The organism is Streptomyces sp. NPDC048106 (genome assembly GCF_040706415.1).
Classification (GTDB): Bacteria; Actinomycetota; Actinomycetes; order Streptomycetales; family Streptomycetaceae; genus Streptomyces.
In genome coordinates this window covers 62,927-79,497 of sequence record NZ_JBEZND010000025.1, presented here as the reverse complement: position 1 = coordinate 79,497, position 16,571 = coordinate 62,927, and the positions used below count along the sequence as shown (strand labels likewise).

Genomic DNA, 16,571 nt, shown 5'->3' with positions numbered 1-16,571 from the left:
AGCCCTCAGGGGCGGGGCGCGCGGCCGTCAACCGGCGGCCGGGATGAGAACGGTGCGCTCGAACGGCCCACCGTGCGCGGCGGCGTAACCAATGGCGTCGTTGACGGCGTCGAGCGGGAACGTCCTGACCTTTTCGACATCAAGGTCGAGCGCACCGGACGCGATGAGACGGATCATGCCGACGTTCACCGTGCGCGGGCCCAGCCACTGCCCGCGCACGGTGACCGAGTTGCGCATGATCCACGGGTAGGGAAGGGCGAGGTCCGCGCCCCCGAGCATGCCGACGCCGCCCATGAGGACGACGCGTCCGTACTCGCGGACGGTCATGGCCGCGGCCCTCGTCGCCGAGCTGGGCGCGGAGGGCGGGAGCAGGTCGATCACCATGTCGATCGGGCCTTCGGCGGCAGCGGACATGGCGACGCGGTCGGCGTCCTCGTCGCCGGTCAGTTCGACCGGGCTCACGCGCGATCCGAACCGGTCCGCGAGGAGGTCGAGCACGGCGCGGTTGCGTCCCGGCGTCACCACCCGGCCCGCCCCCATGGCGAGTGCCACGGCGACCGCGGCGCTGCCGAGGTTGCCGGTGGCCCCGCTGACGAGCAGCGTCTCACCGGCCTCAAGCCCTCCCGCCAGGAGCCCTCCGTAGGGGATGACGTACACGCCGAGCGAGGACCAGCGCGCCGGGCTGTCCGCCGCGCCCGCGGGCAGGGGGTAGACATTCTCCGTGGGCACGCGCATGAGTTCGGCGAATGACCCGTCGGGCAGGTGCCGGGCGAGCCTGGCGCCGCCCTCGCCGCGGGAGCTCCAGCCCTGGAGCATGATGTCGGGGGTCAGGGCGTCGTCGCGGGAGCGGACCGTGCAGTCGCACCACACCAGGTCGCCGGCGCGCAGCCGGGTGGCGTCCGGGCCGACGCCGACGACCCGTCCCACGCCGCCGGGGCCCGGGACCACGGGGGGTTCGAGCGGGTAGTTCCGCCGGCCGCTGAAGACCTCCTCGGCGTAGGGGAGGATGCCGGTCGCGAGAACCTCCACCACCACCTCGCCGCCGCCCGCCCGGGGTTCGGGCACCTCCTGCACGGTGAGCGGGGCACCGAACTCTGACAGGACCGCTGCTCGCATCTGTGGCCTCCTTGATCGTCCGCGTCGAGGCTAGAAGCGGCAGAGGGCATGCGCCAAGCGACAATCTCGCATCTGTGGTATGCGTAGTGCGCATGGACTTCTCCAGTACAGCTCTACGGGTTCTGCGGCAGGTCGCAGAGTCGGGGAGCTTCACCGCGGCCGCCTCCCAGCTCGGTTACACCCAGTCGGCGATCTCACGGCAGGCGGCGGCCCTCGAACGCGGCGCGGGCGCCGTCCTGTTCGAGCGCCGCTTCGACGGGGTGCAGCTCACTCCCGCCGGCTTGACCCTGCTGCGGCACGCCCGCACCATCCTGGACTCCCTCGCGGCGGCCGAGCAGGAGCTCACCGGCTCCGCACCGCGAACGGAACTGGTGCGGCTGGGAATGTTCCCCAGCGCGGGTGCGACGATCCTGCCCGGTGTGCTCACCCGGCTCGCGGCGACCGGCCCGCACATCACGGTCACGACACGCGAAGGCACCACGCCCAGCCTGCTCAGGGCCCTGCGGGCGGGGTCGATCGACATCGCCGTACTGACGTCCCGTCCGCCGCACCGGCCGTCGGACGGCGAGTCGCCCCGGCTGCACATCGAGACGATCGAGGACACCGAGCTGCGGCTGGGCGCCCCGACGACCGGCTTGTTCTCCGGACGCACCGCGGTGCACATCGACGAACTCGTCGATGCTCCCTGGATCGCCACCCCGTCATCGAGTGGCGAACCTCTGCTCGGTGTCTGGCCCGGCCTGCCCGGGCGGCCACGGATCGTGCACACCACAAGAGACTGGCTGACCAAACTGCGGCTGGTCGCCGGCGGTTTCGGCGTGACGACCATCCCGGCACGCATGTCCGCGGTGCTGCCGCACGGCGTGAGCCTGCTGCGTGTGGACGGAGCGCCCCCCGAGGTCCGCCGGATCCTCACGGCACGGCTCCCCGGCCGACCTGGTCCGGGACTCTCCGAAGTCCTCCGAGCGATCACCTCGACCGCCTGACCGGCCGCGCCGGCGTGACCAAGGGCGGTCAGTGAGCGGCTGAACCATGTCCAGCCACCGGGTCCAGCCACCGTGGGCCAGACCGAAGTCGCCGTCCCGCGCCGGCGGCCGGATCACCCGATCGGCCGGCGGCAGTGCGGCACGCAGGCGCTTGTGGCGGCCCGGGCGCTTGGGTTACGACCCGGCGCGCTGCGGCGCCGAGCCCTCGCCGCGTCTACGGCGCCCGCGTCAGAGACCTCTCGTCTCCTCCACGGACCGGCTTCCGCCGGTGTGGGAGACGGGCCCGACGCGCAGCCCGTCGCACACGATCGCGGTGACGCGCTCCAGCGCGGCGAGGTCGGAACCCGTGCGACCCTCGGCCCGGACCAGACAGCCGGTCATGAGGGCTTTGACATCGGCGTAGTCGACGTCGCTCCGCACCGCTCCGGCCGCCTGAGCGCGGTCGAGCAGGTCGCGCAGCCCGGCTGTGGCGTCGTAACCGGCCTCCTCGGCGGCCGCCTCCAGGTCGTAGCCCGCGCCGGCGAGCGCCTCGGCGAGCCCTCGGTGGGCCGCCCCCTCGCGTACCAAGGTGGTGAGGAGGGTGAAGAACGCGGTGCCCGGATCCTGCTGTCCGGCGAGCGAGCCCGCCTGGGCGATGAGCTGTTCCAGACGGCTGAGCAGGATCGCGGCGAACAGGTCCTGTTTGCGGGGGAAGTGCCGGCTGACCGTGCCGGTGCCGACCCCGGCGCGCCGCGCGATCTCGTGCACCGGGACCGAGAGTCCCTCCTCGGCGAAGACCCGCGCCGCCACCTCCAGGACTCGGGCCCGGTTGCGCTGGGCGTCGGCTCGCGGCTGCTTCGCGGTCACGGGGCGGGGCCTCCCTCGGCTCTCGACAAACGGGATGGCCGTCCCGTATAGTCCGAGAAAACGGGATGGCTGTCCCGATTATATCTCCCCGAGCGGAGGCAGGCCGATGACCAGCGCTTCGACCACACCTGACGCGGCAACGGCGACCGCGCCCACACCGTCGAGATGGACCGCCGCCGACGTCCCCGACCAGCGGGGACGGACCATCGTGATCACCGGGGCGAACACCGGTATCGGCTTCGAGACCGCCCTGGTTCTCGCCCAGCGTGGCGCCGACGTCGTCCTGGCCTGCCGAAACCCCCAGCGTGCCGCGGACGCCCAAGCCCGCGTCGTCGCGGCCGCGCCTGCCGGGAAGGTCAGCATCCTGCCGCTGGATCTCGCATCGCTGGCCGGCGTCCGCCGGGCCGCCGAGCAGTTGTGCGCGGAGCACCCGCGTATCGACGTACTCGTCAACAACGCCGGTGGCATCCGACCCCGCCACGCCGTGACCGAGGACGGCTTCGAATCGACGCTGGCCACCAACCACCTAGGCCCGTTCGCGTTCACCGGCCTCGTGCTCGACCGGCTGCTCCAGACACCGGACTCCCGGATCGTGACCGTCAGCAGCATCGGACACCGGCGCGGAGTCATCGACTTCGACGACCTGCACGCCGAACGCGGCTACCGGTTCCAGCACGCCTATTTCCAGGCGAAGCTCGCGAACCTGATGTTCACCTACGAGTTGCAGCGCCGGCTGGCCCGGGCCGGGGCCCGGACCATCGCGGTCGCCGCCCACCCGGGCAACGCACGCACCGAGTTCGGCCGCGACATGCCCGCGTTCGTCCGGGTGGCCATGAACCCTCGCCTGCGCCTGCTCACTTCGTGGCTGATGCAGTCCCCACAGATGGGCGCCTTGCCTTCACTGCGTGCCGCCACCGATCCACGGGTACGCGGGGGCGAGTACTACGGCCCTCCCGGACGGGCCCAGTTCACCGGCTACCCGGCACGCGTCGAGTCGAGTGACCGTTCCCACGACATCGAGGCGCAGCGCCGCTTGTGGCAGGAGTCCGAGCGGCTCACGGGAATCACCTACCCGTCGAGCGCGTCGACCGCGACCGCCGACGACCATGAGGGACTTCCCCCTCAGCTGCCGGCCAGGGTGCGGTCCAGGAGGGGGAGCAGGCGATCCCAGTGGCGCTTCAGCCCGCAGGCACTGAACGCGTCGGTGTCGGACATGGTGAAACCGTGGACGGTGCCGGGGTAGATCTCGGAGGTGTAGACGACACCTGCGGCATCCAGTGTCTGGTTGAGCCGGCCGAGCGCCTCGGGCGTCAAATCGCCTTCGGCATGGCCGAGATGGACCTCGGCGGCAAGCTTGGAGAAGAGGTCGGGCCCGTCGACGCCTACCGGGCCGTGGAACGCGGCGACGGCGGCCACCTGGCCGGGGTGGGCGGCGGCGGTGCGCATCGCGTAGAGGCCGCCTATGCAGTAGCCGGTCACCGCGACTGGTCCGGCGCCGACCTCGGGCCGGGTGGTGAGGAACCTGAGGAAGGCGTCGGCGTCGCTCAGAACACGTTCGACGGTATGCGCCTCAAGCAAGGGCATCACCTGGGCGAAGACCGCGGGCCGGGCCTCTGCTCCGATGTACTCGGGAAGTTCGACCAACGGCGCCGGGCCGTTCCGGTAGAAGAGATGAGGGACGAGCACGTAGTACCCGTGGCCGGCCAGTTCCTGGGCCAGCTCCCGGAGCACGGGCCGGATGCCGAAGCCGTCCGCGTACATCAGCACCCCTGGGTGGCGTTCACCGTGGTCGGGGAAGGCGGCGAACGCGTCGGCGTGACCGTCCGCGGTGGGAATCCGCAGCGACTTGATGGGCATGAGTCCTCCTGTCGTGTTGTCGTGGTTGATACCGAATCTCTGATCAACACGACGGAGGCGGAGCTCGCGCAGCGGCGTCGGCTCCTCGATCGCACAGCGGGCCCGCGTCGGCCCGCACGGCGCTCAGCGGAGCACCGGGTCACCGATCCGTGTGTGGCGCGAGGCCGTCCCGGTCATCATGGTCGCGCAGCGTAGCCCACCGGCCCAGGCCGTCGCCAGCACGCACGTCCACCACCCACAGCCGAACGGGGCCGTCCCGGAAGTTCCGCCGCCGTGACCACGCCGGTCACCGCCTCAGCGGTCCCCTTCTTCAGGCACTCCTTGCTCGAACGCGAGGCGACAGCGTTCGACCTGCTCGGCCACCTGCTCCATGAACCAGCTCGTGATCGCGTAGGGGATGACGCGCTCGTCGTGACTGTGGATCCGGACAGCCGGTTCCAGGTCCGGGTCCTCGTCGGGTATCACGGCCACCATGAAGGCCGTTCCAGGCAGGTACGTCTGCGCATGGGGAATCCCGGCCCACCGTGCCTGCGCCGGCACGGCCTCGCTGAGCTCCACACACCAGGCGTCGTCCGGCAGGGCGTAGTGGAACTGGATGGCGTAGTGACGGCCTGCGTGAACGCGAAGCTCGGATGAACGGCACCGTGTGAGCTTCCAGTTACGCCACATTTCACCGGCAGCGACGTGGGAGGGTGCCCTTTGGTGGCCGTCCCGGTGTCTGCTGAAGCCGTTGAAGCAAGAGGCGGGGCATGGTTGGAGGCATAAGTGAAGGGCCCTGATATGTCCCGCGGTGCTCGTCTGGCGGCTCACCGCGCCGTTTCCGCATCGCTGGCGCTGCGCAGTGACCGCAGTCTGCGCGAGTTCCTGGACGCCGGCGCCCCGCTGGGGTCGGGCATCGGCGGGAAAACGCTCCTGCTGGAGGTCGAGGGAACGCGGGTCTTCGTCAAGCAGGTACGGCTGACGGATCTGGAGCTACGGCCGGAACATGTTCGCTCCACCGCAAACCTGTTTGGACTCCCGACCTTCTGCCACTACGGCATCGGTACCGTCGGCGGCCCGGGGTTCGGGGCCTGGCGGGAGCTGGCCACGCACACCATGACGACGAACTGGGTGGTCGAGGGGGACTACGAGGGTTTTCCCCTGATGTACCACTGGCGGGTGATCCCGGACTCTGGCCAGCCGCTGCCCGAGGAACTGGCCGATGTGGATCGAGCTGTAGCCTACTGGGGAGGCGGATCAGCGGTACGCCGTCGGATCGAGGCACTCCAACAGTCCACGGCAAGCCTTGTGCTGTTCCTGGAGTACATCCCGCAGAACCTGCACGAATGGTTGGGCGTTCAGATCATGGCCGGTGACGAGGCGGCCGAGCGGGCCTGCGCCATGGTGGACGACGAGTTGCAAGCGGGCATCTCGTTCATGAACGGCCACGGGCTGCTGCACTTCGACGCCCACTTCGAGAACATCCTGACCAACGGCCGGCAACTCTTCTTCGCCGACTACGGCCTCGCGATCTCCTCCCGCTTCGACCTCTCACAGGACGAGGCCGACTTCTTCGACCAGCACCGCACCTACGACCAGCGCTACGCCGTCACCCACCTGGTGAACTGGCTGGCCGTCGCTCTGTACGGATACAAGCCGGAAGAGCGCAGAGCGTTCGTGAATGCCTGCGCCCAAGGGCTGTCCCCGGCGAGGGTGCCACCGACGGTCGCGGCGCTCCTGGTCCGTTACGCGCCGGTCGCCGCAGCGATGGGCGACTTCTATCGGAAATTCCGGCTGGAGAGCCGAGCCACCCCCTTCCACCACATCTGATGGTCTGTCCATTCACCCGCTGAAGGGCCCGTTCGGCGACTGCAGGTTCGTCTCACTCGGTCCGCACCCCGCCAGTTACGCCGTCAACCCATCGAACGCAACCGATCCAGTTCGCTCCCGATCCCGTCCCTCAGCACATCATGCTGCGGCCCCAGCCCGAACCTCCCGTCGCTCCACCGGTCACCCGGATACAGCCACACAGGCTTGCCCACCAGCTCGGCCGGCTCCCATTCGAACCGCGGCCAGACGTGGGCATGCAAGAACGGGTCGGTGTTCCCCAGAATCTCCAGGTTGACCCGGCGGAATGCGGGGTCCAAACGCCGGCAGACGCGCTCAACGGCTTCTCCGAGCCGGTCCATGTCGGACAGAAACGACAGCCGCCTCGCCTTCGGCAGATCAGACAGGCGCTGAACACCCGGTTCGTCCACGAGGAGAACCGAGTAACCCGGCAAGAACTGAACGTCGCCGATCACCGCGAATCCCGACTCAAGCCGACGCAGCACGGTCGGGTTCTCACCACGCAGAGCAGCCCCGATCCGATCCATCCGCCAGTCACCAGTCATGGCCCCAACTTAGCCACAGGTGGTCAAGGCCCTCTCTTCGCTCCCCAGCCCCCCGCATATCTCCGCATAGCCAATACTTACGCAGGTGAGTACAGCTACCAGCGATGCCAGCGACCGACCGTTCGATACCGGCCTGGCCGACATGGCCAACAACCTCTGCGGCATCATCGAAGGCGGCGTCGACCCCGCTCTGGTGGCATCCCGCTTGGGCTCACTTGGTTGGAAGACACGATCGGCCTCCTGGTACTCCTACGAGGCCGAAACCCCTTGGTGCCGGATCGAAATCGATCAGACCGACGACGGGACGACCCTGATCAACGGCGTGATCGACCCTCAGCAGATCGACGACCTGGCCACGCTCCTTGCCAGACTCGGCTGGCAGCACAGCCTTGAACTTTATTGCACCGCCCAGGCCAGGTCGTCGCGCTGGACACCACGGTAGTGCCGGTGACCGCTGCCGGTGTGGGCGGACGGCGAGCAGTCGGGCAGTCCGGCCTGGCCGCTGACACTGTTCTTCCGTCATGGTGAACCGACGTCGAAGGGTTTTATCGGGGCGCGAGTTCGGCGAGGCGTTCCCGGGCCTCGGCGAGGCGGGTGGGGTCGGCTGCCGCGCCGAGGGTGAGGCACTGGTTGTAGGCGTCCCGGGCCTGGTCGCGGTGTCCCTCGGCCAGCAGGGCGTTGCCGAGGTTGACCAGGCCGCGGCTCTCGATGCCCGGGTTCCCGTTGGCGCGGCACAGGTCCACGGCAGTGCGCAGGTGGTCGGCGGCCTCGGGCCAGTTCTCGAGGAAGGCGTAGGCCCGGCCGATGATCATCTGCAGGTTCATGCGAGTGAAGCCGGAGATATGGGGTTCGATGCGGTCGCCGACCTGGTCGAGGAAGGCGAGCGTGCGAAGGTTCTCCGTGATGGACTCCTTGTACCGGCCCGCATCGAGAAGAGTATGGCCGTAGCTGGTCATGACTTGCAGGGTGCCGTGGAGGTCACCTGCCGCCTCGAAGAGTCTGGCCGACTCATGGTTGTGACGCGTTGACGCGGCGTGGTCGCCGAGCCGGGTGAGGACCCAGGCGCTGTAGTAGTGGGCCCAGCCCTGCTGGGGGAGGTCTTCGGCACGCTGGGCGGCCCGCAGGGCCTCGGCGGCGCGGGCGAGGCTGTCGTGGTGGCGGCTTTCGCAGATGAGCAGGGCCCACGCGTGGTAGTTGAGGTGGGTCGCTTCGAGGAGGGGGTCGCCGAGGGCTTGTGCGCTGTGGGCGGCGGTGCGGAAGACTTCGGGCCAGTGTCCCCAGAAGACCCATTGGTCGGAGAACCAGTGCAGGGCTTCGGCGACCTCGACGACGGTTGTGTGGTCGCCCGCGGTGGCGGCCGCGCGCAGGGCGGCGAGCCAGTTGGCGCCCTCCGCCTGGAGCCAGTGGCGGGCGTGTTCGGCGCTGGACAGGTCGACGATGCCTTGCCAGGTGGCGGGCGGGGCGCCGTGGTCGGGTTCGTACCAGCGGCCGGCCACGACGGCGGTCTCCAGCAGCCAGCGGCGCAGCGCGGAGCGGGCCGCCTCGACGTCTGCGTCGGGCTCCTCGGTGCGCAGCCGGTCGCGGGCGTACAGGCGCAGCAGGTCGTGCAGGCGGTAGCGGTCCTGGTGGGTGTTCAGCAGGCCGGTTTCGACGAGTTCCTCAAGGGTGTCCTCGGTGTCGAAGAGGGGTTGTCCGGTGAGCTGGGCGGCGCCCGCGGCGCTGGTGTCCGGGCCGTCGACCAGGGCGAGGAGGCGGAACAGGCGGGCGGCGTCGGGGGTGAGCTGGCGGTAGGACAGGTCGAAGGCGGCCGAGACGTGCAGGTCGCCGACGGTGAGGGTGGCCAGGCGGCGTTCCTCCTGGGCGAGGCGGTCGGCGAGGCGCCGTACGGTCCAGCCGGTGCGGGTGGCGAGCCAGTAGCCCGCCACGCGCAGGGCGAGCGGCAGATGTCCGCAGCGGTCGGCGACCTCGGCCAGCGCGCCCGGGTCGGCGTCCGCGCGTTCCTTGCCGACCAGGGCGGTCAGGAAGGCGGCGGCGGCGGTGCGGGACAGCTCGCCGAGGGGCACGCGGTGGACGCTCTCCAGGCCGGTGAGCATCCGCCGGCTGGTGATCAGCACCATCGCGGAACCCGCGCCGGGCAGCAGCGGGCGAACCTGGGCCTCGTCGCGGGCGTTGTCCAGCACGAGAAGACAGCGCCGCTCGGCCAGCACCCGCCGGTACAGCTCCGGACGGCCCATCGGGCCGGCCTTGGACAGGTCCCGGTCCGCCACCCCCAACGCCTTCAGCACACGCAGCATCAACTCCGCGTACTCGGGCGGGTCGTCGTCCATGCCCCGCAGGTCGAGCATCAGCTGCCCGTCGGGGAAGTGTCCGGCCAGCGCGTGGGTGGCATGCAGGGCCAGTGTGGTCTTGCCCGTCCCGGGTGGCCCGCATACCGCCACCACCACCGGTATCCCGGCGGCCTCCTGGGCGGCCAGCGACATCAGCCGCGCCAGCTCCGGCTCCCGGCCCACGAAATCGTCGATGCCACGGGGGAAGGCTCGCAGCCCCACCGGACGGTGGACCGGGTTGCGGCCGCTCCGGGCGACCGCCAGCAGCCGCTCCCGGTCCGCATCGTCCAACTCCAGCCCGTCCGCGAGAGCCGCCACCGTCCTGCGCTGGGGAGTCGCGATCCGCCCCCGCTCCAGATCCCCGAGCCCCCGGACACTGACCCCGGACGCCTCCGCCAACGCCTCCAGTGTCAGCGACGCCTCCGAGCGCAGCTGCCGCAGCAGCGGCCCGAACTCCAGCCCCGCTTCGGTCATCCGCCTGCCCCTCCCCTGCGCCCTTGGCGCGAACGATGTGATCATCTTGCCCGAGCGAGTTTTCCCCGAGGCATCCGGGGCCCTATAAGCACCCTGATGATGACGAGCCAGGGCATCCTTGGACAGACGAGGACCGCTCCTATGCCTCCGTGACCGGCGCGGCGCCGTGCCGAAGCGGACAGCCGCCGCAGCCAGCGGCGAACACAAGGCCCGGGGCCTCCTCTTCCTCGCGCTCGCCGACGACGAGGGCCGTTTGCCGTGGCCGTCCGCGGCCCACCCGGGACACTCCTCGGAGATCAGCACCGCCCGCTACGACCGCCTCGTCGAGCGCCTGCGCGCCCACGAGCCGGGCGCCTTCGGCGGCCTCGGATTCAGCGGCTCGGACGATGAGGTGGACAGCCGCCACGCGGGTGGAACAGCCCTCGCGGTGTGGGGCCGGTGTCTTCGGGACACCGGCCCCACACCGTTGTGACGGGCTCGGGCGAACTGCCCGGCCTGGTCAGCCGACGAACTCGACCATGACGGTCGCGGTGCCGGGCACATGCTGGGCGTCGCCCGCGTAGGTGACCGTGTACTGGGGATACGTGTCCCAGTCGGGCGTGGTGTCACTGAAGCTGAAGGTGCCGTCCCGCTTGACCTTCACGTCCGGCAGCTTCACGCCGCTGCGCGTCACCGTGACCGCTCGGTGCTTGGGGAAGGGGATCAGCGAGGTCAGTTTCCCCGTCACGGTGACCGGCGTGCCGATGGGGTTCGTCGGCGGGGCGGACAGAGTGATCGTGCTGGACGCCTTGGCGATGTCGGTGACGATGTCGAGGATGACCTCGCCCGAGTAGGGGAAGCGGGTGGCGAACAGCCTGTTGCCGTCGGGCGCCCAGGCCAGGCCTCGGGCGACCAGGTCCCGGTAGTAGTCCGTCGTCAGGGCGACCGTGCGGTACGCGGTGGTCTCACCCGGGCGGTAGAGGTAGGCGTCCCAGTCACCTCCCGCCATGGTCCCCGCGGCGACGGTTCCGTGGGAGTCGACGGCGACCGTGTCGGGGTAGGGGCCGGTTTCGTACCGGGCCTCCTCCGACAGGTCCGACAGGCGCCACCGCGGGTGGTAGTAGTCGCTGCCGTTCGCGGTGATCACACTGCTGCCGTCCGGTGTCACCGCCATGTCCTCGACGTCGCCGGTGGCGTCGGTGAAGGCGGTCTCCTGAAGCGTGCCGGAGCTTACGTCGTACACGCGCATGCCCAGTCCGCCCATGCTGTCCGCGGCGACGAGCCGGTCGGGCGCGCCCGGGGACGAGGCGAGTCGCGGTGCGCCGTACCAGACGGCGTTGTCGTCCAGAGTGACCGTCGGGGTCTCGTCGGCGACGGTGACCGACCCGATGCCGCTGTCGAAGGCGCTGGCCTGGTAGCCGAAGTACAGCCGGCCGCCGGCGAGGGCGAGGGTCTCCGGTTCGGTGTCGGCCCCGGTTGAAATGCGCCGCGTCTCGGTCAGGGTCGTGGTGTCGATGACGGAGATCGCGTCAGCGTCGGGGAGCGCCACGTACAGGGTGGACTCGTCGGCCGACTCGGCCATGTCCCGGGCCCCGTCGAGACCCTCCACCTTCTTCACGACCTGCCCGTCGTGGTCGGTGGCCACCACCGCGTCGTCGCCGGGCGCGCTGAGGTACACGTGGCGGCTGTCGGCGAGGGTCTGCCAGTGCGATCGCACGGGCATGACGATGCTGCTCTGGGCTTGTGCCGCCGCTGTGCCGGGGACACCGAGCAGATTGAACGACGCGGCCGCCAGGACCAGCGCGGCACCCGCCGCACGTCTTCGTGTACGCACCTCAGGAGCTCCTTCGAGAACGGACCCGGCCGCGGAGCGCGGCTGACGGAGCAACTGTAGTAATCCACAACGACATTGGGCAGACGGCATATTCAGGTACGCAACGCACGTCAGGCACCGTGCTCGTTGCAACCCTCGCCATCTGCTCCGCACATGATCGACCTGAACCGCCGGGTTTCCAACCGCGAGTTCGGGTGCCGGAACCCGGACCTCGACCGAGCGGTCCGCACCGGTGTACAGCATGATGCGGGTGTGATCACCATTCATCTGAAGTACGAGATCGACGCCGACAAGCTTGAGGATTTCGAGGAATACGGCCGCCGCTGGGTCGGGCTGGTCAACCGGTTCGGCGGGACGCACCACGGCTACTTCCTGCCGAGTGAGGGCGACAGCGACATCGCCTACGCCCTCTTCTCCTTTCCCAGTCTCGCCGCGTACGAGCAGTACCGCACGGACAGCATGACCGACCCGGAGTGCCAGGCTGCCTTCGAACTGGCTCGTCGGACCCGCTGCATCAAGCGGTACGAGCGCCGCTTCCTGCGGCCACTCGACGCCATGCCCCAGTAGGCCGTTTCTACCGGATCACCTCGTCGACCAGACGAAGACGGCGGCGAGGTGGCGTAGCATGGCGGCCTTGTCATACCGGGTGACCGGGCCGCGCCGCCGCCGCTCCATCAACGTGGCTCCTCAAGGCAGGAATTCGTAGAACGGTCGATCAGGCGCGAAGTTGCGGGAACACAGCGTTACGTCCCTGCCTCTGAGGTAATCCAGCAACCAGTCGCTGAACGTCATCTCGTAAAGAGTCCAGGCCGGACTGTCGAACTCCTGAACCACGACGCGCCAAGGGGATGACGGCTCGTCGGGAATGCGGAGGAAAACCGCCTCCCCCGTCGTCGCCGATGCCACCGGGATCAACTCACCCGGGTTCGCCCCCACCGGACTCGGCAGGAACTCCGCCATGTCTTCTTCGCGCCAAAGCTCCATGTCCTCCCTGATTTGTTCTCCCAGGCTGTGCAGAAGATGACCAGCGGGATGCATCAGGTACAACTGCTTGTTGACCTCGATCGAGCCGTAGGCGTCCACGATCTCATGGAAGTCGGCAGGGAATTCGATACCGAGCTCTCGCTCCAGTTCGATGCGCGTCGAGTCGATGCCCGTCTTGGAGTTGATCGCGGTACAGGAGTGAGTGTCCTTAGAAGTCATCTCATTTGGCTTGTTCGGTAGTCTGCGGGTGTGGGGATTGTTGAGCGGCTGGTGCCGGATGAGTTGTGGGAGTTGTTCCAGCGGGTGGTGCCGGAGGCGCCGACTCGCCCGCAAGGTGGCGGTCGGCGTCGGCACGGCGACCGGGAGGTGCTGGCTGCGATCGTGTTCGTGGCGACGTCGGGCTGCACGTGGCAGCAACTGCCCTCTGCCTCGTTCGGGCCCTCGGGTGCCACCGCCCACCGGCGGTTCACGGAGTGGTCGAAGGCCAGGGTGTGGGCGAAACTCCACCGCCTGGTCCTCGATGAGCTCGGTGCCCGCGGCGATCTGGACTGGTCCCGCTGCGCTATCGACTCGGTGAACATGCGGGCTCTGAAAAAGGGGAGCTGACAGGTCCGAATCCTGTCGACCGGGGCAAGTACGGCTCGAAGATCCATCTGATCACCGAGCGGACCGGTCTGCCCCTGTCCGTCGGAATCTCCGGAGCGAACCTCCACGACAGCCAGGCGCTGATCCCGCTGGTGAAGGGCATACCGCCCATCCGCTCCCGGCGCGGGCCCCGGCGGCGCAGACCGGCGAAGCTCCATGCCGACAAGGGATACGACTACGACCACCTGCGGCGATGGTTACGCAGCCGCGGCATCAGGCACCGCATCGCCCGCAAAGGCATCGAGTCCTCGACCCGCCTGGGCCGTCATCGCTGGACCGTAGAACGCACGATGTCCTGGCTCGCCGGATGCCGCCGCCTGCACCGCCGCTACGAGCGCAAAGCCGAGCACTTCCTGGCCTTCACCAGCATCGCCTGCACCCTCATCTGCTACCGCAGACTCACCAAATGAGATGACGCCTTAGGAGCCCATACCGGTGGCGATCGAGACTCCGCGCGGTCTGCTGGTCGCCGGCCTGTGGGCCACCGGGCGCAAGGTCGAGGGGCGCCGTACGTCGTCGTCCGGAGCGGACCGCGCGACCGGCGGAGCGTCAGGCGCTGGGCTCCGCCTTCGCGGTGTCCTCGCCGACCGGCGTCACGGCCTGGTCGTCGGTGCCCCAGAGCGCGCGGGCGAGGCTTTACCAGTCGCGGGGTGCTCGTCAGTCGGTGGTGAGGTGGGTGGCGTAGAAGTCGGTGAGCTTGTCGATGGCGGGGTCGATGTACTCCTTCTTGTCGTAGAGGTCGACATGACTGGCGCCCTTGATCCAGTGGATTTCCTTGGGGCCGGTGGCGCGCTGGTGGGCCTCGACGGCCATCCACGCGGTGACGGCGCGTTCGCCGATGATCTGGAGGATGGGGCGGGGGCCGATCAGCGGGACGGCGAAGAAGGCGTCGTGGAAGGCCATCCTGTCGATGCTTTCCCAGGCGAGGGTCTTCGCGGAGCGCTCGTGCCGGCCACGCGAGGTGCAGTAGTACTCGAAGCCTTCGACGCCGTGCTGGCCGCCGAGCGCGCGGGCCTGCTCGGCAGTCTCGGGGAACATGGTCATCGTGCCGGGGTCCTCGCCGCGTGCGGCGGTGCTGCGGGCCGCTGCGGCGGCGTCCAGCAGGGCCTGGAAGACGGCCGGGTCCTGGGTGCCGTCGGCGCCGAGCCGGAACTGGCGGGCGGGCTCGGCGGTGGACACGGTGGCCACGGCCTTGACGCGGTGGTCGCCGCCGGTGGCGGCTAGCGAGTAGCTGCCGGAGGCGCAGATGCCCAGTAGCCCAATGCGGTCGGCGTCGACGTCGTCACGGGTGGTGAGGTAGGAGACGGCGGCCTTGAAGTCCTCCACCCGCTGGGCGGGGTCTTCCAGGCCACGGGGTAGGCCGCCCGACTCGCCCTGGTAAGCGGCGTCGAAGGCGAGGGTGACGAACCCGCGCTCGGCCATCCGCTGCGCGTACATGCCGGAGGTCTGTTCCTTCACGCTGGTGCCGGGGTGACCGACCACGAGCGCCGGCCACGGACCCGAGGCCGGCGTGTCGGGGGTGTAGAGATGGGCGGCGAGCGGGATGCCGGCGCTGTCGAAGCTGACGGTGGTCCTGGCCATGAGGGACTCTCCCTGAGACAGTGATGACGTGTCGTAACGCACCGGCGCGGTGGACTCGGGGTCCGCACCCGGCCGGGCACACATCCACGTTCTGTCAGTCTCCGCACGAGCGGGAGAGGCAGGTTTCTGCCTGGGAAAGAACTTGCCCCCTCACACATGTGCCGTGGTCGTCGTGGCGCAATGACACTTAGGAGCATGACTTCAGATTCCGGCTCGCGGGCGCTGGGCGCCTTCCTCAAGGCCCGCCGGGCCCAGCTGACACCGCGGGAGTGCGGCCTGCCCGAGACGGACTCCGCCCGCAAGGTCGCTGGACTGCGTCGCGAGGAGGTCGCCCAGCTCGCCGCCATCAGCGTGGACTACTACACGCGACTGGAGCAGGGCCGCGTCCGGGCGTCCGTACCCGTGCTGATGACCCTGGGCCGCGCCCTGCGCCTCGACGATGACCAGCAGAAGTACCTCTACGAGCTCGCTGGCCGGACTGACGCCCACCCGCGCCGCCGCCGACCCGCCCAACGCCTGCGTCCGGCCATGCGACGTCTGCTCGACCAGCTCACCGAAACCCCCGCGCTCGTCCTTGGCAAACGCCTGGACATCCTGGCCTGGAACCCCGCCGCCACAGCCCTCTACACCGACTTCGCCGCCCTGCCGGCGAACCAGCGCAACTACATGCGGCTGCTGTTCACGAACCCAGTGGTCCGGCAACTGCACCAGGCCTGGGCCCACGACGCCCGGGAAGCCGTCGCTGCGCTGCGCATGGAGGCCGCGGCCGACCCCGACGATCCCGACCTCGCCCGGCTCGTCGGTGAACTGTCCCTCCAGGACCCCGACTTCCGCACCTGGTGGGCCGAACACCGCGTCAACAACGCCAGTAACGGCACCAAGCATTACCGTCACCACCTGGTGGGCGACCTCACCCTCGACTGCGACACCTGGACCAGCCCTGACGGCTCCGGGCAGCGTCTGATGATCCTGACCGCCGAACCCGGCAGCCCATCCCACGATGCCCTGCGCATCCTGACCTCATGGGCCACCCGGCAACCGAGCACCGACCGGACGGAGGGGCTGACGCGATGACCACCTGGACACCCGAAGATCTCGCCTTGCTCACCGGGTCCGGATCCCTCGTCCTGACCGCCGGGGACGACGCTCACCCCGGCGTGGAGATCGGTATGGTCCTGATGGGTGGCGAGCTGTATGTCCGCGCCTACCGAGGGGTCCGCTCCGTCTGGTACCAGGCGGCGCAGAGGCACAGCCACGGACAGATCCGGGTAGGGGCCGTCACCTACGACGTCCTCCTGGAAACCCGTGACATCAGGCCCGCCTCCGAGATCGACGCCGCCTACCGGAACAAGTACGGACAGGCGACCGGCGCCCTCGCCGCGAGCCTTGCGGCACACGCCGCGACGATACGGATCGACCCGGCACCTTCGTCGACCGGCGTCACTTGCCTGGTCCGCTGACAGAACGGGGGCGGTGTGGACGTCGCCCGGGACGGTGCCGGAGGCCGGCGGCACCCTGCCCGGTGGCACCGGTCCCGCCCCGGCATCTCTTCCTCAGACGTCCCGGCCTT

General features: G+C 69.5%; 17 protein-coding genes and 1 pseudogene. 9 read left to right on the top strand and 9 right to left on the bottom strand.

Annotation, left to right across the window (positions count from 1 at the left end; translation table 11 throughout):
- Positions 1 to 27: 27 nt before the first annotated feature.
- Entirely contained in the window at positions 28 to 1,116 is a 1,089-nt protein-coding gene (locus tag AB0927_RS24485) for an alcohol dehydrogenase catalytic domain-containing protein (protein ID WP_366669842.1), read from the bottom strand.
- 92 nt (positions 1,117 to 1,208) lie between these two features.
- On the opposite strand from AB0927_RS24485, the gene AB0927_RS24480 reads away from it, so the two are divergent.
- Positions 1,209 to 2,102, top strand: coding sequence for a LysR family transcriptional regulator (locus AB0927_RS24480; protein ID WP_366669841.1), 894 nt, complete (start codon positions 1,209 to 1,211; stop codon positions 2,100 to 2,102).
- Positions 2,103 to 2,330: 228 nt separating this feature from the next.
- Here AB0927_RS24480 and AB0927_RS24475 read toward each other — a convergent pair whose 3' ends face one another.
- Positions 2,331 to 2,948, bottom strand: a complete 618-nt coding sequence (locus AB0927_RS24475; protein ID WP_366669840.1) for a TetR/AcrR family transcriptional regulator — start codon at positions 2,946 to 2,948, stop codon at positions 2,331 to 2,333.
- Between the two features lie 34 nt (positions 2,949 to 2,982).
- On the opposite strand from AB0927_RS24475, the pseudogene AB0927_RS24470 reads away from it, so the two are divergent.
- Positions 2,983 to 4,011, top strand: a pseudogene (locus tag AB0927_RS24470) (oxidoreductase); the annotation flags it as partial.
- A gap of 59 nt (positions 4,012 to 4,070) precedes the next feature.
- On the opposite strand, the gene AB0927_RS24465 reads toward AB0927_RS24470, so the two are convergent.
- Both AB0927_RS24465 and AB0927_RS24460 read right to left on the bottom strand, forming a co-directional pair.
- Positions 4,071 to 4,805 (bottom strand): dienelactone hydrolase family protein, encoded by a 735-nt coding sequence (locus AB0927_RS24465; RefSeq protein ID WP_366669839.1) that lies wholly within the window; start codon positions 4,803 to 4,805, stop codon positions 4,071 to 4,073.
- Positions 4,806 to 5,099: 294 nt separating this feature from the next.
- The gene (locus tag AB0927_RS24460; protein WP_366669838.1) at positions 5,100 to 5,363 is read right to left on the bottom strand and encodes a hypothetical protein; all 264 of its coding nucleotides are present in this window, start codon (positions 5,361 to 5,363) and stop codon (positions 5,100 to 5,102) included.
- A 222-nt stretch (positions 5,364 to 5,585) separates the two neighbouring features.
- Between AB0927_RS24460 and AB0927_RS24455 the strand changes: the two genes are divergently transcribed.
- Complete coding sequence (locus AB0927_RS24455; protein WP_366669885.1) at positions 5,586 to 6,614, top strand: protein kinase family protein; 1,029 nt, start codon at positions 5,586 to 5,588, stop codon at positions 6,612 to 6,614.
- A gap of 83 nt (positions 6,615 to 6,697) precedes the next feature.
- Here AB0927_RS24455 and AB0927_RS24450 read toward each other — a convergent pair whose 3' ends face one another.
- A complete protein-coding gene (locus AB0927_RS24450) occupies positions 6,698 to 7,177 on the bottom strand; it encodes a diadenosine tetraphosphate hydrolase (RefSeq protein WP_366669837.1) in 480 nt (159 codons plus the stop codon).
- Positions 7,178 to 7,262: 85 nt separating this feature from the next.
- Here AB0927_RS24450 and AB0927_RS24445 point away from each other — a divergent pair, with 85 nt between their 5' ends.
- The gene (locus AB0927_RS24445) at positions 7,263 to 7,619 is read left to right on the top strand and encodes a hypothetical protein (protein ID WP_366669836.1); all 357 of its coding nucleotides are present in this window, start codon (positions 7,263 to 7,265) and stop codon (positions 7,617 to 7,619) included.
- A gap of 103 nt (positions 7,620 to 7,722) precedes the next feature.
- Here AB0927_RS24445 and AB0927_RS24440 read toward each other — a convergent pair whose 3' ends face one another.
- Positions 7,723 to 9,978, bottom strand: a complete 2,256-nt coding sequence (locus AB0927_RS24440) for a helix-turn-helix domain-containing protein (RefSeq protein ID WP_366669835.1) — start codon at positions 9,976 to 9,978, stop codon at positions 7,723 to 7,725.
- Between the two features lie 166 nt (positions 9,979 to 10,144).
- On the opposite strand from AB0927_RS24440, the gene AB0927_RS24435 reads away from it, so the two are divergent.
- A complete protein-coding gene (locus tag AB0927_RS24435; RefSeq protein ID WP_366669834.1) occupies positions 10,145 to 10,450 on the top strand; it encodes a hypothetical protein in 306 nt (101 codons plus the stop codon).
- A gap of 27 nt (positions 10,451 to 10,477) precedes the next feature.
- On the opposite strand, the gene AB0927_RS24430 is transcribed toward AB0927_RS24435, so the two are convergent.
- The gene (locus AB0927_RS24430; protein ID WP_366669833.1) at positions 10,478 to 11,791 is read right to left on the bottom strand and encodes a hypothetical protein; all 1,314 of its coding nucleotides are present in this window, start codon (positions 11,789 to 11,791) and stop codon (positions 10,478 to 10,480) included.
- A 252-nt stretch (positions 11,792 to 12,043) separates the two neighbouring features.
- On the opposite strand from AB0927_RS24430, the gene AB0927_RS24425 reads away from it, so the two are divergent.
- Complete coding sequence (locus AB0927_RS24425; protein WP_366669832.1) at positions 12,044 to 12,358, top strand: NIPSNAP family protein; 315 nt, start codon at positions 12,044 to 12,046, stop codon at positions 12,356 to 12,358.
- A gap of 120 nt (positions 12,359 to 12,478) precedes the next feature.
- On the opposite strand, the gene AB0927_RS24420 is transcribed toward AB0927_RS24425, so the two are convergent.
- Entirely contained in the window at positions 12,479 to 12,994 is a 516-nt protein-coding gene (locus tag AB0927_RS24420) for an SMI1/KNR4 family protein (RefSeq protein ID WP_366669831.1), read from the bottom strand.
- A gap of 36 nt (positions 12,995 to 13,030) precedes the next feature.
- Here AB0927_RS24420 and AB0927_RS24415 point away from each other — a divergent pair.
- Positions 13,031 to 13,830 (top strand): IS5 family transposase gene (locus tag AB0927_RS24415; RefSeq protein ID WP_366669884.1). Its coding sequence is split into 2 segments (ribosomal slippage): positions 13,031 to 13,366 and positions 13,369 to 13,830, totalling 798 coding nucleotides; the frame shifts between segments, so codons are not numbered across the junction.
- A 247-nt stretch (positions 13,831 to 14,077) separates the two neighbouring features.
- On the opposite strand, the gene AB0927_RS24410 is transcribed toward AB0927_RS24415, so the two are convergent.
- On the bottom strand, positions 14,078 to 15,001 hold the full coding sequence (locus tag AB0927_RS24410) for an alpha/beta hydrolase (protein WP_366669830.1): 924 nt from the start codon (positions 14,999 to 15,001) through the stop codon (positions 14,078 to 14,080).
- Between the two features lie 195 nt (positions 15,002 to 15,196).
- Here AB0927_RS24410 and AB0927_RS24405 point away from each other — a divergent pair, with 195 nt between their 5' ends.
- Together AB0927_RS24405 and AB0927_RS24400 are read left to right on the top strand one after the other, a co-directional pair.
- On the top strand, positions 15,197 to 16,075 hold the full coding sequence (locus tag AB0927_RS24405; RefSeq protein ID WP_366669829.1) for a helix-turn-helix domain-containing protein: 879 nt from the start codon (positions 15,197 to 15,199) through the stop codon (positions 16,073 to 16,075).
- Positions 16,072 to 16,461, top strand: coding sequence for a DUF2255 family protein (locus AB0927_RS24400; protein WP_366669828.1), 390 nt, complete (start codon positions 16,072 to 16,074; stop codon positions 16,459 to 16,461). Before AB0927_RS24405 ends, AB0927_RS24400 begins: the two co-directional genes overlap by 4 nt.
- Positions 16,462 to 16,571: the final 110 nt, after the last annotated feature.

Excerpts from the sequence above, each read along its gene's own strand:
- AB0927_RS24485 (WP_366669842.1), bottom strand. The coding sequence starts at position 1,116 with ATGCGAGCAGCGGTCCTGTCAGAGTTCGGTGCCCCGCTCACCGTGCAG.
- AB0927_RS24480 (WP_366669841.1), top strand. The coding sequence starts at position 1,209 with ATGGACTTCTCCAGTACAGCTCTACGGGTTCTGCGGCAGGTCGCAGAG.
- AB0927_RS24465 (WP_366669839.1), bottom strand. The coding sequence starts at position 4,805 with ATGCCCATCAAGTCGCTGCGGATTCCCACCGCGGACGGTCACGCCGAC.
- AB0927_RS24455 (WP_366669885.1), top strand. The coding sequence starts at position 5,586 with ATGTCCCGCGGTGCTCGTCTGGCGGCTCACCGCGCCGTTTCCGCATCG.
- AB0927_RS24450 (WP_366669837.1), bottom strand. The coding sequence starts at position 7,177 with ATGACTGGTGACTGGCGGATGGATCGGATCGGGGCTGCTCTGCGTGGT.
- AB0927_RS24440 (WP_366669835.1), bottom strand. The coding sequence starts at position 9,978 with ATGACCGAAGCGGGGCTGGAGTTCGGGCCGCTGCTGCGGCAGCTGCGC.
- AB0927_RS24420 (WP_366669831.1), bottom strand. The coding sequence starts at position 12,994 with ATGACTTCTAAGGACACTCACTCCTGTACCGCGATCAACTCCAAGACG.
- AB0927_RS24410 (WP_366669830.1), bottom strand. The coding sequence starts at position 15,001 with ATGGCCAGGACCACCGTCAGCTTCGACAGCGCCGGCATCCCGCTCGCC.
- AB0927_RS24405 (WP_366669829.1), top strand. The coding sequence starts at position 15,197 with ATGACTTCAGATTCCGGCTCGCGGGCGCTGGGCGCCTTCCTCAAGGCC.
- AB0927_RS24400 (WP_366669828.1), top strand. The coding sequence starts at position 16,072 with ATGACCACCTGGACACCCGAAGATCTCGCCTTGCTCACCGGGTCCGGA.